Here is a 13,828-nt window from a genome sequence, read left to right as displayed (position 1 = left end):
TCGGCGCGCTTGTCGTCGGCGCAGCGCGGCGCGATCGGAGCGGGCCACGTTGCGATCTCAGGTATCGTCCCGCGGCTGCGGCACCACGAGCCCCAGCCGGCGCGCTTGGTCCAACAGGGACTTGACCGAAGAGGCGGCCCATTGCCGCCCGCCACGCGGTGTGCGCTCGCGCATCCGCTCAAGCTGGGCGGCGATGTCGCGCAAGCTGAGATCCGGGTCGGCGATGGCGATGCCGGCGACGAGCGTCATCAGCCGGTCCTCGGGCGGACGCCGCGGTGAGCGCCGAAGCAGCTCCGCCTCCGCCATCCGCTCCTGCACCAGCCGATGCACGGCGCGCCGCAGCTTCTCGATGGTCCAGCTCTGGCCGCGATGGTTCAGCACCCGCACCACGTCGTCCCAGCTGTGCTGCGGCCGCATGCGCCGCACGATCGGCAGCCAGGCCGAGGCCGAGGCGATCAGGTCACCGACATAGACCTTCTGGCGTGCCGCCGAGGCGGCACGGATGGCCTCCGGCCGACGCTCGCGCAGGCCGGGGTTGCCGGGGAGCTTGCCGCGCGCCTTGGCCGCCTTCATCCCGGCCCTGGTGCGCTCGGCGATAAGGGCACGCTCAAGCTGGGCGACAGCGCCGAGCACCTGCAGCGAGAACATGCCCTGCGGCGTCGAGGTGTCGATCGGGTCGCGCAACGAGCGGAAATGGGCCTGACGTCCTTCCAGGTCCTCGATTACCGCGAGCAGGTGGCTGACCGAGCGGGCGAGGCGATCGAGCCGCACGACGACCAGGACGTCACTGGGCCCGATTTCGCGCATCAGCCTGGCCAGCACCGGCCGGGCCCGCGAAGCCCCGGAGCCATGCTCCTGGTGGATGATCTGGCAGCCGGCCGCGCGCAACTCGTCGACCTGGGCATCGGTCGCCTGCTCGTCGGTCGAAACCCGGGCATAGCCGATCAGGCGGCGAGCCGGCCGGGGAGGGGAGAAGGCGGGGCGGGCCATGGCGTCTCCGGGGGCGATTTCCGGCCCTTTGTACAATCAATACAGATTTGAGCAAACGAACCTTTGCAGACGTGTTTTATCGACCTTGCCAGAGGCCCGTGGAGGTCGATCGGGCACCGCAGATGGGTCCAAGTGCCAGAAGAGGCCAAAACGGCCGCCTGTGGGGCTCTGTGCGGAAAACAGGCGATTTCAGGGGTTTTGGACGCTGGCGCCGTGCCCATCGGGCCCGAAGAGGCTGATTTTCCGCCCGAGGGGTGCCCTCGCGGCTCCAGCGGCGTGGGAAATCCACCGATCCAGGTCGGGCGGTCCGCTCAATTAGGGCGAGGAATCCACCCATCCGGGAAGAGGGGAGGCGAAAAACGACGGCTTTCCAGCCGATTCCAGCCATCTCGGCCGAGCGACACGCCCTCTCTTATATAAAGGATCATGACATCCGATAATGCAAGATTATCGGATGCTATTATCGTTTGACAGTGCGTGCGGTTAATTGCCAATCTGATAGACGAAAGCGCACGAGCCCGATAGGGTTCCGCCATGGACGCCGCGCCGAATCCGTTCCTCCCGGTCTCTTTCGCTGTGCCCACGGTCCCCGGCTGGGCCCTGCCGCTTGGCCCGGTGACGGACCCCGCCGAAGCCGCCTTTTTCGCCGGAGCGGCGCTGAATTCGCTCGATAATCTCGTGCGAGCGGCTCCGCCCTGGGCCGGCGCCTGGCGCCAGCGTCTCGCCTTGAATTGCGCTGCCGCCGCCATGTCCGTCGTCGGCCGGGCCGAGACTGAGGCCGTGCTGCGCGATGCGTGGCACCTGCGCCAGCCCGGCGACGATCCGGGGCCTGCCGGCACCATTCTCGCCGCCTGGCGCCGCCTCGCCGGCCGCTCGCCCGGTGTCGATGTGGAAGCCCTGCGCTCGGTCACGGAGCAACTCGGGATTCGCTGGAGCGACGAACTGGCGATGTTGCCGGACCGGATCGAGGGGCTGGCCCGCGCGGCGACGCCCGCGCCCTTCGCGGCGGCCGCGATTGCCGCGGAGGTTCGCGCTCTGCGGCCCGACGCCGAGCTGCTCGGCTGGTGGCTGGCCGACCAGGTCCTGGCGCTGCGCCTGCGCTGGCCGCTGCCCGTGCCGCTGTTGATGGCGGAAGCGCCGGGTGCCGCGTTTCGCCGTCCGGGCCGGGGAGGAGGGCGGTCGCGTCCCGGGCACGAGGGCTTCGACACCGCGATCTGTCTCGCCGTGGCGCAGGCGGCGACGCGGGCCCTGCGCGGCGCCGCCGAGATTGCCCCCCGCGCCGCCCGGCTCCAGGCGGTCGCACCAAAACTGCGCGCCAAGGGGGCGGGGGAGGCGATCGCCCTTCTGCTCGACGAGGACGCGGTGCCCGGGACGCTGACGACGCCGAAACTCTCGCGCTGGGCCGCGCGGCGGCTGTTCGAGCGGCTGGAAGCGTTTGGTGCGGTGCGCGAGCTGACCGGCCGTTCCAGCTTCAAGCTCTATGGGCTCTGAGATGGGCCGGCGCGCGAAAACCCCGGTAAGCTTCGATGCCGAACTCACCCATCTTCCGCCCGAGCTGCGCTGGCGCGAATGGATGGGCCGGGTCGAGGCGGTGATCTTTGCTTCGCCTGAGCCGGTCGGGCGCGAGGCGCTGGCCAAGGTGGTCGGCCGCGACTGCAATCTCGATCTCATCATCGCCGACATCCGCGCCGAACTCGCCGGGCGCCCTTATGAGTTGGTTTCGGTCGCTGGCGGCTGGCAGCACCGCACCCGCCGGCACTATGCGGAGGCGATCGGGGTGGCGACCGGGCTCGGCACGACGGAGGCCAAGCCGCTCTCCCAATCCGAGGCGCTGGTGCTGCTGTGCATCGGCTATTTCCAGCCGATCACCCGGGGCGAGCTCAGCCGGTTCTTTGGCAAGGAGGTCAGCCGCGACACAATCGGCCATCTGCGCCGCCTCGGCTTCATCGCCGCCGGGCCGCGCAGCCCCCAGCCCGGCGCGCCCTATACCTATGTGACCACACGAGAATTCCTCGCTCATTTCGGCTTTGATACCTTGCGCGACCTTCCCGACATGGAGGCGCTGGAGGACGCCGGCCTGCTCAGCAAGGACAGGCTGCTCGCCGGGGAGTTTCCGTTGGCGATGATGGAAGGCGATGGGGAGGAGCTTGGAGAGGAAGTTGAGGCTGACGAGGAGAGCTGAGAGCTCCTGCTATTTCCCCGAAGAAGCCTACGACCACGAAGATTGGTCTTTCGGCAGCCGATGATCGGGATCGTGGACCGTGACCGTGTCGTCAGCGAGCAGATTGGCCGGAAAGATCACCAGATTGGTGCCGCCGGCATGGCGAAGTGAGGGAAACAGAATGCCGCGAAGCCCGGCGGTGATCACGCGATCGGCGAGCTTCCAGGATGGCGAGACTTTTCCGTCGATGCGGGCAATGCGGCGCCACGCACAATCCCAGTCCTTCCAGGTCTCATCCCAGACGCCCGGATCGTAGCCCTGCGAGAGATCCGCGACCTCGCCGAGCGTTACCGTGTAGGCGGCAAGGGTTGCCGGCGGTGTGATGCTGGCGCCTTGCCGGTATTCTTCAAGCGCCGTCTGCGGCGCGCGGGAGAGATAAAGCGCCTCGATGCCGGGCCGGTTGAACCGGCCACCATCTATTGCGGCACCCGCGCCGCTGGTCGGCAGGAACGCCCATTTAGGTGTCAGATAGCGATGGAATATCTCGTCCGGACCGAGGCGGGCAATCCTCACCCGCGCGCTCCGTTCTCGAGATCGCGGATGAAGGCCAGCACCGCCTCTACCTGGCTATCGGCGACGAGCTCAGCCGCCGTGCGGTGCCCATAATCGGCGATCGGCTCGTTGCGGTACCAATAGATGGCCTTCTCGATATCTCCGGTGAGCTCAGTGGCCGCCGAGATTACCTTCACCATCTCCCGCATCCGTCCCTGCAGCCGCTCGGAAGAGGGGTTGCGCAAGGTGTTGCGATGAACGCCGGTGAGCTGAGCCAGATTGGCGACATTGACCCCAAGAGCCTTGGACAGGCGCTTTGGCGAGATATAGGGCGTGCGCGGCTCCTGCAGGCTGTCGACGAAGCCGGAAACCATGGCGGTGTGGGCAATCTGAGCCTGGGTCATGAGGCACCTCTATGATGTTACGCACAATATATGCACATCCCGAAGCACATCAAGCGCAGCGCCGTCTGCCACATGGCGATCTTAAGCCGTCCATTCTCCTGGTCCCGCGTCTCGCCGACAGCCGAAGCTGACCGAAAGCGGCCTTCCAGGCACCCTTGGCGAACGGCCGCTTTGCGCCCCCATTCTGGCCATTCGTCAGGCCCGCACTGCCCCCCGAAAGCTGCCGTTCGTTCGGATGATCTAGGATGGCAGCTAAGTGCGTCAAACCCGCCCACCATGCGACGGATCCTCAACTTTCTTGGAAAGCGGCGATGCCGCTTCGACCGCCGAGGGTGTTGAACTTGCATACTGAATCCTGGATAAAATGCAGGTTCGAAGGGGACACTGGAGGAGCCATGCGTCGCTGAGTAGATGGAGCCGCCATCGAAGCGGCCCGCGAAACTACGGGTTCAAGTGACGACGCACCGGTAGACCCGGATATTGGCACCAACGAAGCAGCAGGGGAAAATCAAGTCTCGTCCTTTGTTGGCTGCAACTGATCAAAGCGGCTCCACTCACCATTCGCGCGATGAATGGAAAGCCAAATACCGGAAGGGCTAGGCAGTGTGCCGACGATCATCATAAGGAACCCTGGCAGTTCATGACGCGAGGCGCTCACCATGTCCTTCATGCTGGAAATGTCGGTCGAAGACGGCTTCGGACTGCTCTCAGGGTGGGTGTGCCAGTCCCCAACATAGTGTAATCCCGCAGTGAAGCGTTCTCCTATTTCTTGCTGCTCGGCTTTCCGATTGGGACGGAAGCCGAAACGGCTACGAAGGTCGCCCTGCCGGGGTCCGGTAGCCTGCTCGACTGACCATTCGTCCCCATGAATTCGCGCGAACAGCTGTCCACCAGCCTCTCGTCTCCAGTACGAGGTCTGGCGATGGTGTGAGACGTGCAGAAGCACGGCTCCACGAACTAAGACGCGAGGACTCCCGGTCGGGTCGGTGAAGGTGAGGTCGCTGGGTGATGAGGGCATGGACACTCAGGATTTTCCGGCCAAGGAGTTGCGGTCAGAACGCCCCCGCGACCAGGGTCTCCGAAGCGATCGACCCAGGATGGATGCCAAGAACCCCCGCCATGCTCCAGCACCGGCTTAGGGGCCAGCCAAGCGCGCCTGACCGGCGTTGCACAGCGGCCGAGGAGGAGATCCACGGCGAGGGAAGCGACGGCGGCCTGTGCGGGTGCGAGTTCGATCGCGCCGTAGATGCTCGTCGGGCCACCGCACGCGACCGGACCTTTGCGGCGCCAAGCGGTCGCGGGAATCCGTATTGTCCCGGTCGCGCCGAAGCCGCAGCGAAGACAGGCTCCGTTGCATCCGATCGCAAGGGCGTGCGCCGCGCCGGCCTGGTCTTCTAGCCATCCGTAAAGTACCGGTGAACTGAGTTCTCCCGTGCCGGACCTCTGTAGGTCGTTCAGCGCACTCTCCGCATTCCAGTCGCCGATCAACGAAAGCACGAGATCACAACCGCGCAGCGCGTCGGGCTCTCGCCTCAAGAGCGATTGCCAGCTGAGCGGTTCCGCCCGGACTTCGCGTGCGTGCGGGTACATCGGCCTGAACTGGTCCGCGAGTGCCGCGGCCTTGTTCTTCCCGACACTGTTTGCGCCGAGCTCATGGCGGCCGACATTGGCCCAAGCGAAGGTGTCGGGATCGACCAACACGGCGTGACCCAGGCCGGATTGAAGCAGCAGCTTCGCGACACCGGCGCCCACTGAGCCGCATCCGAGCACGGCAACACGCTTCTCCGCGAGCTGTGCACCTTCGCCGGCGCGCATCCGTCCTAGCCAGGCGTCGACCCGCTCCACGGTTGCCCGGCGGGCCGATCGTCGGATAGCCAAAATGTTGGGCGGAACGTGCCCTGGTCGGAACCCTTTCGACACGCTCGGCTTCGGAGCCTTCCCGCTGGCTTTTGCCACGTTGGGATCTTCGATCACAGCCGGTGCTTGGGCTATCTCGCCTGCCGACGTGGCTCCGGTTAGCACCACGGTCGCCCGCTCGACCATGGTGGTCATGAGGCGGTCGAATACCCTGAGACCATCCGGCGAGCGCTCGGCGACCAAACGTCGTAACGAACCTGCGTCGTTGGGATAGTTGTCCGGCTCGGGCAGGCGATCAAGCCAAATGACGGCGGCGTCCTTGAACGCTCGAGTGTCGTCCACTCCGTAGCGGTTGTTCAACCAAGTGCGGCAGTCGTCGGTGTTCTCGGCGACGAGGTAGAATTTCTGACCGTGCCACGCCGCTAAGGCTCGGCTGCGTGCCTCGGGGCGCAGCCACGTGCGGATTGGGAAGTCGCGGGTGACATCGCGCCGCCAATAAGCATCGAAGTCGAGCAGATAATCGTCTCGGTTGCCCCCGGCTTCGTCCTCGGCGATGAGCGCAAGCGCTTCGCGGTGGGAATATTCGACCACGGCCACGGGATCGAGCGTGTCTGCTCGGCCACTGTCACCAGCGAGACAGAGCCGCCCGCCTGCTTCGATGTGCGGGGCACGCAGCAGATCGCTGCGGCCATCCAGCGAGAAGCGCGGCAGTGAATAGGGGAACTCGGCATCGAGGAGCAGGTTCAACGATCCTGCTTCGCTGCCGGGAAGCGGCAACCTCCATCCGTCCCAGCTTTCGTCGCGCCCGAGCGCAAGGAGCTGTGCGCCGGAAAGACGCTGAGCGTCGGGAATTTCAGTCTCGACCCACGCCCTGACTTGCTCGATCGCCGCCAAGCGCCTCGTTGCGAGAAAACTCAAGGCAACGCCGACCCGGCGTAGCGACCACCCTCGCGTTTCTCGACAGGCCGAGTCGGCGAGCGGGCGCTCTTGCTCCCTGAGCCGTCACTCCCTTCCTCTGGTGGCGGCTGTTGCGAAAACCAATCCGTACAGAACACCTTGTCCCACGCGGCCATAGCGGCCTCATGCGTGCAGTCGGCGATGTCGAGCACTTCCAGGTGCTTCAGGTTCTCCATCAGCCGATCCTTGAAGTGACCCGGTCGGGCATCGTTGTCGTGCCCGATCGTTTCACCGTTGATGGTGGGGTGGGCGATGGTCGTGTTCCACTCCAGACGCCAACGGATCGCCTTCATGGTCTCCCGGAGCGCAATGTCGTCGCGGCCAGCGGACGCCGAAAATGAGTCGTCGGCGAGTTTGGTGATCATAAAGCCGGTCGCAGTCAGAGACTTCCACGATGACCGACTCCGCGCGAAGGCCTTGAGCAGTCGCACTACTCTGCAGAACTGCCCATCGGTGTCGTCAAAATCGTGGCTATGATGCTCATTGCGCTGCTTGAACCAGCGAGTAACCGCAAGTGCGTCTGAGGCCTTCCAGTCGGAGCTCGCCAGATCGTAGGAGTAGACCACCTTTCCGGTCCAAGGATCGGTGGATTCGATCCGACGATAGGAGGGCACGTCGACGTGAAAGCCCTCGTTGTAGTAGACCCGCACGCAGTTCTTGAGCACCTTAGGAGGCGTGTTGAAGCGGTCGTCTTGGAGCGCGTCGCAAACCATCTGGCGCACGCTCAGGGCCGACAACTCTCCACCGTTCGGGCCGACGAGTTTATCCTTACGGAAGTAGACGCCGTCGTCGATGTCATAATCGGTGTTCTCGTCCTGCACCATCGTGTGCATGGCGTAGGAGCCTTGCGTGCGCTGCCCAATCGGTGCGGGTTTGCCGGCATCGGCAAGGCCCTTCTTCAAGCGGGCGCGATTGGCGTCCCGCCGCTTGCGCATGTTGGTGCGCTCGGTGCTGGGTAGGTTCACCTCGGCATCGTGGTAGCCCAGCAGTTCAGCAGACGCGTCGTACATAGTCTTCCTCTGGCGAATCGAAGCCGTTGGACGGACCCCATCCGCAGCTTGTTGTATCCTTTAGCCTACCGACGTAGCGTGCCGGGCTCAAGCACAAACCATGAACAGGAGGCGTGACGAGCCCTTACAAAGCAGCTTGGCCAGCAAGGGCTCAGCCCGTCTACGCCAGCAACGCCGCAAGCTCCAGTTCCCGTTTAGCGAATGACTCTACCCCGCGTTGACGCAATAGATTAAGTTTGTCGAGATCGTGCTCGAACAAATCGGTAGCCATCTCCGGCCGCTCGAAAGTGTCGCTGATGCGGACGGTTGGAACGTGCTTGTATAGAATGTGCCGAAGCTGATCCATCGACTGGGTATTTATTTCAAGTGTCTTTTGGAGGAGCTGTACACTTTTCAGATATCGCGCGAACCACATTGTACTAAATAAGGTTGGCTTGGGTTGCGGGTAGACACCAACTCCGACGCTGACAACGCGTAGCGCGGCGGCGGGCTGCTCCATCGCGCTCAAGGCGTCTGCGATCGCGTAGAGCGTGGGATTGTTGGCGCAATAGCCCCCGTCGACCAGCTCCACGCGGTCGCCCTGGGCGGTGGTCACCAACTTTCGTTCGAAGAAGGGGTAGGCCGAGCATGAGGCGACAACCGCGTCGCCCACCGGCACGCCGAAGCCGGGAACAAACGTGCCCTTGCGACCATGTGCTTGGGCAACGCTCGCCTTGAAGATCATGGGGCGCTCTATCTCCCACTTCGTGGCGACGATGCCGATGCCCGTTTTCACAGCATCGAACTGGGTGTCGCGGTAGACCTCGCGAGCAAGGTCCGAGAGCGCAGCGGTCTTCTCGGGCGATGACTTGCGCTTCATGACCCGCACGACGTGCTCTGCGTACAACGCGTGAATCTCGTCGACTGAGTGCCCGAGGGCAAGCAACGACGCGATGATTGCCCCCGTACTTGTCCCGAAGATCAGGTCGAAGACTTCGCACAGGCGCTTGCCGGCAAGGCCCTCGATTTCTCGCAGGACACCGAGCGAGTAAAATCCCTTGGCGCCGCCACCGTCGAGGCTCAGAATTCGAAATGGCGCCGGATGAACATTCGACACAAAATCTTCCTTGTCATTTGCTCTGAGTTGCCCCTGACTGGGTCATGCGTCGTCGGTTTTCCTATTGGACAAGCGCTCAAGCTGGAAGCCGCTTATCGGGAACACCTTGGGCGAGTGGTCAACTCCGGCGTATGGCGCCAGTGTAGCAGAGTAAGCCATTTGGTTACATCGTCCATGGCCTTGTGGTGCTTAATGAGATTCCCCTAGAGGATTGCATAATGCCCTGCGATGCGCTCCGAAGGCCCCACAAACTTCTTGCGTCGGACCGACGGCCGCTTCGGTCCCCCGGCGCCGAAATAGCGTACAGTCTCCTGACGGCCCCGATTGCGCCGTTCCGCTGGTGATGGGGATCCCCCCGGCGATGACCGGCTGGGGGTGGAAAATGGAACGACCGCTTCTAGCACTACTTTGGCATATTTTTAGAGCTGAGCGGCCTGCGGCAGTGCGGACATCGTGTTGGCGGCGGCCGTTCGAGGGCGGCGATGATGGCCGTGCAGATGGCTGGCAGGGTCGGCTGAGGTGGCGGGCCCTGGATTCATTTTTTCCCGCTTCGCCTGTTTGAGGCGACGGGATTGAAGGAAGGCATAGGCGATCATGGTCATGAGCGCGTGCCGGTGCAGCCCCGTCCATGATCGTCCCTCGAAGTGATCGAGTCCGAGTTCCTCCTTCAGTTGCTGATGCGCCTGCTCGCAGATCCAGCGCGCCTTGATCGCGCCGGCCAGGCGCTTGAGCGGGGTGCCGGCCGGCAGGTTCGAGAGGTAATATTTGCGCTCTCCATTCGAGCGATGTTCGCCGATCAGCCAGGCCTCCTCTCCCGGCAGATGCTGCTGTCCCATGTCACCGATCCTCTGGGGCGGCCCGTCGGCCACCTTGATCCGCACGGCGGCGAAGCGAGCCTTCAGCGGGCCCTTGGTGCCACGCCGCCAGCTCAGCGTGCGCCAGGGCGCCGTCGCCAGCGTCTTCTCCGCCGAGACCGACTTCGCGTCGGGCCCATGGTTCTTGCGCGGGCGGCCACGCCCGGAGACGGGGAAGACGAGGGCCACGTCGACCGGATAGACCTTCTGGCGCGCCCCAATGCCGACGGCCCAGGTGAGGCCACGCTCGCTCAAAGCCTGACGGAACGGCGCGGAGAGGCCATAACCGGCATCGGCCAGCACGCAGCCGAAGCGCAGGCCGGCCGTGCGCGCCCGATCGATCTCGGCGAGCGCGATCTCGGGCTTGGTCCGATAGCCTCGGTGATCGTCCGGCACGCCGGCTCGGGCCAGTCGCGTGGGATCGCTCGTCCAGCTCTCGGGCAGGAACAGCCGCAACCCCACCATGACCGGAACCTCGCCGGAAGCCAGCGTCAGCGACACCAGTGTCTGGCAGTTGGCATTCTTGCCCAGGTCCGAGGCGTATTGCGGCGCGACGCCGACCGAGCGCTCGCCCTTCTTCGGCAGCGCCGTGTCGTCGACGATCAGCCAGGCCTCGGGGCCGCCGACCGTCCTGTCGGCTTCAGTGAGCAGAACCTTCTCCAGCGGGCCCGCATCCCAAACACCGCCGGCGATGAAGTGATGAAGCTGGTCGTAGCCAACGCCACCGTCGCGCGCGGCCATTGGCTGGACGCTCTTGCGATCGCCGATTCCGATCAGCCCCGCCACATAGGCCGGACACATCCGCGCCCGCACCTTGTGCCGCAGCGCACCGAGAAAGGGCGTAAGCCAGCTCTCGAGATCGGACTTCCAGGCCGCGTCCATGGTCGGCCCTCCAGAATGCCGATCACCCATGAATCACGCAAACCGCGCAAGAGGAACCCCAAAACCGCCAGCCCCTCAAAATCTGCCAAAGTAGTGCTAGGCTCAGGACTCATTGATCAGAGCCAGAAGATGACGGCTGCGGCGATGCAGATGGCCGAGAAGAAGGTGTGAGCGCATCGGTCGTAGCGTGTGGCGATGCGGCGCCAGTCCTTGAGCTTGGCGAACAGGTTCTCGACCTTGTGGCGCTGTCGGTAGAGGGTTTTGTCGTAGGGATAAGGCCGCTTGCGGCTCCGCGATGACGGGATGCAGGGATCGATACCCCTGGCGGCCAGTGCCTCGCGGAACCAGGCACTGTCATAGCCCCGGTCGGCGATCAGGCATCGGGCCGGCGGCAGGGCATCGAGGATAAGGCGGGCGCCCTTGTGGTCGCTTATCTGGCCTTCCGACAGCATCATGATGATCGGCCGGCCCTCGCCGTCGCAGACCATATGGCGCTTGGAGTTCAGGCCGCCTTTGGTGCGCCCGATACGACGGGGAACATCCCCTTTTAAGCAGGCTTGCCGCCGTGCGGTGGGCCTTCAGGTGGGTGGCATCGATCATGACCCGTTCGGGTCTGGGACCTTCGCCCGCGAGGCTGGCGAAGATGCGGTCGAAGACCCCGAGCCGGCTCCAGCGGATGAATCGGTTGTACAGCGTCTTGTGCGGGCCGTAGTCCTTCGGCGCATCCTTCCACTGCAACCCATAGCGGATCACGTAGACGATGCCGCTCACCACCCGGCGGTCATCCACCCGTGGCACGCCATGGGCCAACGGGAAAAACGGCGAGATCCGAGACATCTGCCGCTCGCTCGGCAGGAACAAGTCACCCATGCCAGCCTCCTCAATGGAGACTGTGAATCACAACTCACAGCAGATTAATAGGTCCTGAGCCTAGACATCGGTGCGATAGCCGGTCATTCGGCGGAAGTCATTGGTGATCTTGTCGGCCAGCCGCGCCGCCGCGGGTGAAAGCGTCTGTGTCGGCAGGGTGATCAGAGCCATCTTGCGCCGGATCGGCGGCTCGATCGACACGATGCGGGCGGTCGGCGAATGCGCCTTGGTCAGCGACGAGGCGGGCAGCACCGCCACGCCCAGTCCGGCCTCCGCCATGGCGATGATCGTCTGCGCCTGTATGAACTGGAAGCGGCTAGAGATCGACAGGTTCTGCTCGCGCAGCGCGGTCTCGAAGCGCTCGCGGATCGCGGTCGCCGGGCTGGAGAGCACCAGCGGCAGGCGTAACAGTTCCTCGAGCGTGATGTGCTCGCGTTGCGCCTCGGGAAAGCGCAAGGGTACCAGCGCCTGAAGCGGCTCGATCAGTATGGTCTCGAAGCGCAGCGCCTTGTCGTCGATCTCCGGCCCGATGGCGAAATCGACTTTCTTCGACCTCACCGCCTCGAACAGCTCCTTCGAGGTCAGCTCGCTCACCGTCACCGCGATCTGCGGGTGGGTTTCGACGAATTCGGCGAGCACCTTCGGCAAATAGATCGAGGCAAGGTTGGACGAGGCCGCCAATGAGAGCTGCCCGCGCTTGATGTCGGCACTCTCACGTATCAGCCGCATGCCGAGCTGGAGTTCGTAGAGCGCCCGCCTTGCGCTATCCAGCAGTTGCCGGCCCTCGTCGGTGAGCTGGACATTGCGCGTGGTGCGCTCAAACAGCCGCACGTCGAGCTGCGCCTCAAGCTGCATGATCTGCGCGCTGATCGCCGAATGCGAACGGTTCAGCACCTCAGCCGCCAGCCGGAAGCTGCCCTGTTCGGCGACCGCTAGGAAGCTCTGGAGCAGCTTCATGTTCACATTGCCGACGAAATCCATGGCCTGCTCATTGGTTCGATAAGCTGACCAATCAGTAGGATTTTCGGCTTTGTGTGTCTAGTTGGGCTGGCCTATCGTTACCCAAGGTTCATCGAGAGCCATACAACGACAACGCTGCGGATGGGCACGCCAATGCTCCTCGTGGCGCCCGAATGAGCGGCCTTGTCAGCGTATCCCGTTGGCGGCACTCAAAAAGAACAAATAGGAGGAATGAATGCATAGCTCTGCCCGCGCCGGTATTCCCGCGCTTTCTCGGCGTCACGCGATGAAGGCGGCCCTTGCCGCCGCCGCGCTGTTCTCAGGCCTCGGCAGCGCCGTCGCCGAGAATTATCCGGCCAAGAATTTCCAGTACATCGTGCAGACCGGCGTCGGCGGCGGCAGCGATATTCTCGCCCGCACCCTCGCCAAGATCCTGCATGAGGAGAAGCTGATCCCGACCAATGTGCTGGTCGAGAACCGCCCCGGCGGCTCCGGTGCCATCGCCTATAGCTACATCGCCGGCCAGAAGGCGAGCCCCTATGTGCTCGGCGGCGTCGGCGTCAGCTTTTTCACGACGCCTCTGCTCGGCAAGATGCCGGTCAATTACAAGGACTTCACCCCGCTCGCGGCCATCGCCCGCTCGCCCTACATCCTCGCGGTGCGCGCGGATTCGCCGATCAAGAGCGTCGCCGACATCAAGACCAAGTCGGGCCTGACCACCGGCACCTCCGGCGCGGTGTCCGACCCGGCGCTGCTCGCCACCATGACCGCCCAGCAGCTCGGCACCCAGATCCGCGCCGTGCCCTATGATGGCGAAGGCGAAGTGCTGGCGGCCCTGCTCGGCGGCCATATCGACCTCATCTACGGCAACCCCAACGAGATCCTTGAGCAGATCAAGGCCGGCGCGCTGCGTCCGCTCGCCGTGTCGTCGCCGGATCGCCTGACCTCGCTGCCGGACGTGCCGACCTTCAAGGAGCAGGGCTACGACATCGTCCACACCCAGCTCCGCGGCATCATCATGCCGAAGGACGTGCCGCCGGAAGCCGTAGCTTACTGGGAAGGCGTGCTGAAGAAGGTCGCCGAGGGCGATGCCTGGAAGACCCAGTACATCCAGCGCTTCAACGAAGAGCCGATCTTCCTGAACAGCGCCGAGTTCGCCAAGCAGATGGACGTCACCAGCGCTCGCTATGAAAAGCTGATGAAAGAGCTGAAGCTCATCAAGTAATCGGCTGCCG

General features: G+C 64.2%; 13 protein-coding genes. 3 read left to right on the top strand and 10 right to left on the bottom strand.

Annotated elements, in window-relative coordinates; genetic code table 11:
- Positions 1-57 precede the first annotated feature (57 nt).
- On the bottom strand, positions 58-990 hold the full coding sequence (locus tag K9D25_RS23145; RefSeq protein WP_244451102.1) for a recombinase family protein: 933 nt from the start codon (positions 988-990) through the stop codon (positions 58-60).
- Between the two features lie 534 nt (positions 991-1,524).
- Between K9D25_RS23145 and K9D25_RS23140 the strand changes: the two genes are divergently transcribed.
- Both K9D25_RS23140 and scpB read left to right on the top strand, forming a co-directional pair.
- On the top strand, positions 1,525-2,481 hold the full coding sequence (locus K9D25_RS23140) for a DUF1403 family protein (protein ID WP_244451171.1): 957 nt from the start codon (positions 1,525-1,527) through the stop codon (positions 2,479-2,481).
- Between the two features lies 1 nt (position 2,482).
- Positions 2,483-3,172 carry an SMC-Scp complex subunit ScpB gene (scpB, locus tag K9D25_RS23135; protein ID WP_244451170.1) on the top strand — a complete coding sequence of 230 codons (690 nt, stop codon included), beginning with the start codon at positions 2,483-2,485 and terminating at the stop codon, positions 3,170-3,172.
- Between the two features lie 27 nt (positions 3,173-3,199).
- On the opposite strand, the gene K9D25_RS23130 is transcribed toward scpB, so the two are convergent.
- The 9 genes from K9D25_RS23130 to K9D25_RS23095 form a co-directional block, all read right to left on the bottom strand.
- Positions 3,200-3,724, bottom strand: a complete 525-nt coding sequence (locus K9D25_RS23130; protein ID WP_244451169.1) for an RES family NAD+ phosphorylase — start codon at positions 3,722-3,724, stop codon at positions 3,200-3,202.
- Complete coding sequence (locus K9D25_RS23125; RefSeq protein WP_244451168.1) at positions 3,721-4,107, bottom strand: MbcA/ParS/Xre antitoxin family protein; 387 nt, start codon at positions 4,105-4,107, stop codon at positions 3,721-3,723. The genes K9D25_RS23130 and K9D25_RS23125 overlap by 4 nt, the downstream gene beginning before the upstream one ends.
- 508 nt (positions 4,108-4,615) lie before the next feature.
- Positions 4,616-5,125 (bottom strand): Mov34/MPN/PAD-1 family protein, encoded by a 510-nt coding sequence (locus tag K9D25_RS25125; RefSeq protein ID WP_432207977.1) that lies wholly within the window; start codon positions 5,123-5,125, stop codon positions 4,616-4,618.
- Positions 5,065-6,858 (bottom strand): ThiF family adenylyltransferase, encoded by a 1,794-nt coding sequence (locus K9D25_RS23120; protein WP_244451167.1) that lies wholly within the window; start codon positions 6,856-6,858, stop codon positions 5,065-5,067. Before K9D25_RS23120 ends, K9D25_RS25125 begins: the two co-directional genes overlap by 61 nt.
- Before the next feature lie 20 nt (positions 6,859-6,878).
- The gene (locus tag K9D25_RS23115; protein WP_244451166.1) at positions 6,879-7,931 is read right to left on the bottom strand and encodes a cyclic GMP-AMP synthase DncV-like nucleotidyltransferase; all 1,053 of its coding nucleotides are present in this window, start codon (positions 7,929-7,931) and stop codon (positions 6,879-6,881) included.
- A 160-nt stretch (positions 7,932-8,091) separates the two neighbouring features.
- Positions 8,092-9,027: a patatin-like phospholipase family protein gene (locus K9D25_RS23110; protein ID WP_244451165.1), complete on the bottom strand. Its 936-nt coding sequence runs from the start codon at positions 9,025-9,027 to the stop codon at positions 8,092-8,094.
- A 419-nt stretch (positions 9,028-9,446) separates the two neighbouring features.
- Entirely contained in the window at positions 9,447-10,793 is a 1,347-nt protein-coding gene (locus K9D25_RS23105) for an IS701 family transposase (protein WP_244451164.1), read from the bottom strand.
- 86 nt (positions 10,794-10,879) lie between these two features.
- Positions 10,880-11,633, bottom strand: a protein-coding gene (locus K9D25_RS23100; protein ID WP_244451163.1) for an IS5 family transposase whose coding sequence is annotated in 2 segments (ribosomal slippage) — positions 10,880-11,297 and positions 11,296-11,633 — 756 coding nt in all. Because the reading frame shifts where the segments join, the coding sequence is not laid out codon by codon here.
- A 60-nt stretch (positions 11,634-11,693) separates the two neighbouring features.
- On the bottom strand, positions 11,694-12,614 hold the full coding sequence (locus K9D25_RS23095) for a LysR family transcriptional regulator (RefSeq protein WP_244451162.1): 921 nt from the start codon (positions 12,612-12,614) through the stop codon (positions 11,694-11,696).
- Positions 12,615-12,828: 214 nt separating this feature from the next.
- Between K9D25_RS23095 and K9D25_RS23090 the strand changes: the two genes are divergently transcribed.
- Positions 12,829-13,818, top strand: a complete 990-nt coding sequence (locus K9D25_RS23090) for a tripartite tricarboxylate transporter substrate binding protein (protein ID WP_244451161.1) — start codon at positions 12,829-12,831, stop codon at positions 13,816-13,818.
- Positions 13,819-13,828: the final 10 nt, after the last annotated feature.

The organism is Ancylobacter polymorphus (assembly GCF_022836935.1).
In the GTDB taxonomy this organism is placed as follows: Bacteria; Pseudomonadota; Alphaproteobacteria; order Rhizobiales; family Xanthobacteraceae; genus Ancylobacter; species Ancylobacter polymorphus_A.
This window is presented reverse-complemented; position numbering and strand designations above follow the sequence as displayed.

Excerpts from the sequence above, each read along its gene's own strand:
- K9D25_RS23145 (WP_244451102.1), bottom strand. The coding sequence starts at position 990 with ATGGCCCGCCCCGCCTTCTCCCCTCCCCGGCCGGCTCGCCGCCTGATC.
- K9D25_RS23140 (WP_244451171.1), top strand. The coding sequence starts at position 1,525 with ATGGACGCCGCGCCGAATCCGTTCCTCCCGGTCTCTTTCGCTGTGCCC.
- scpB (WP_244451170.1), top strand. The coding sequence starts at position 2,483 with ATGGGCCGGCGCGCGAAAACCCCGGTAAGCTTCGATGCCGAACTCACC.
- K9D25_RS23125 (WP_244451168.1), bottom strand. The coding sequence starts at position 4,107 with ATGACCCAGGCTCAGATTGCCCACACCGCCATGGTTTCCGGCTTCGTC.
- K9D25_RS25125 (WP_432207977.1), bottom strand. The coding sequence starts at position 5,125 with ATGCCCTCATCACCCAGCGACCTCACCTTCACCGACCCGACCGGGAGT.
- K9D25_RS23115 (WP_244451166.1), bottom strand. The coding sequence starts at position 7,931 with ATGTACGACGCGTCTGCTGAACTGCTGGGCTACCACGATGCCGAGGTG.
- K9D25_RS23105 (WP_244451164.1), bottom strand. The coding sequence starts at position 10,793 with ATGGGTGATCGGCATTCTGGAGGGCCGACCATGGACGCGGCCTGGAAG.
- K9D25_RS23095 (WP_244451162.1), bottom strand. The coding sequence starts at position 12,614 with ATGGATTTCGTCGGCAATGTGAACATGAAGCTGCTCCAGAGCTTCCTA.
- K9D25_RS23090 (WP_244451161.1), top strand. The coding sequence starts at position 12,829 with ATGCATAGCTCTGCCCGCGCCGGTATTCCCGCGCTTTCTCGGCGTCAC.